Here is a 698-nt window from a genome sequence, read left to right as displayed (position 1 = left end):
CGACCTGGCAGATCGCCAGGTCAGCCTTCCTGGAGGAATTTCCATGAAGACCAACCTGCGCCGAATCACGCTCACCGGCCTCATCGCCTCTGCCGTCGCTTTGGGCACGCCTGCTATGGCCGGCGCCCAGGACATCTTCGGCGGCCTGCACTTCTGGGGCTTCCCGACCTTCGGCCCGAGCAGCAGCTTCCAGCAGCAGGCCACCGCGGCCGGACCCGGCGGCGCCAGCACCTTCGGCACACAGAGCCACGCCCGGGGCGGCTTCTGATCTCGGAGTACGGTGAATGACCGGAGCCATCGAGCCCGGTTCCACCAGGAAATACGTGATCGGTCGCCTGCGCTGCGGCAGCCGGTGACATTCCACCGCGCCGGTGCACCTCCGGTCACATTTCCCGTCGGCACCGCCGCCCGTACCGGCGGCGGTGCCGATCCGCGCGCACCCCCAGTGGAAAACACCGCACTTTCCCACCCAATCAGAATTCCTGACAACCCGGACCAGGGTTCCGGTCGTACAGGAAACCTTGGCGGTAATTGAAAGTCGACACGCTTTCTTTGGGCGCCGCAGGTCGGCGCCCTGTTTGGTTTTGGGACAGCCGCCACAAGCATGGGAGGCGTGACTCCAGGTCCGCCCGGAATCAGCGAAGGGGCCGATTCTGATGGACCGTGAAACGGAGTCCGACCTGGCAGATCGCCAGGTC

1 protein-coding gene is annotated in these 698 nt (G+C 65.6%); it reads left to right on the top strand.

The genetic code is table 11. The features are described 5' to 3' along the window. Positions 1 to 268, top strand: a 268-nt coding sequence (locus tag DEF28_RS26650; RefSeq protein WP_220270078.1) for a hypothetical protein, incomplete at its 5' end; no start/stop codon positions are given. Positions 269 to 698 lie beyond the last annotated feature (430 nt).

Origin of the sequence: Marinitenerispora sediminis, assembly GCF_003336425.1 — a bacterium.
Classification (GTDB): Bacteria; Actinomycetota; Actinomycetes; order Streptosporangiales; family Streptosporangiaceae; genus Marinitenerispora; species Marinitenerispora sediminis.
The sequence above is the reverse complement of the archived record's forward strand: the minus strand, read 5'-3'. Positions and strand labels throughout refer to the sequence as shown.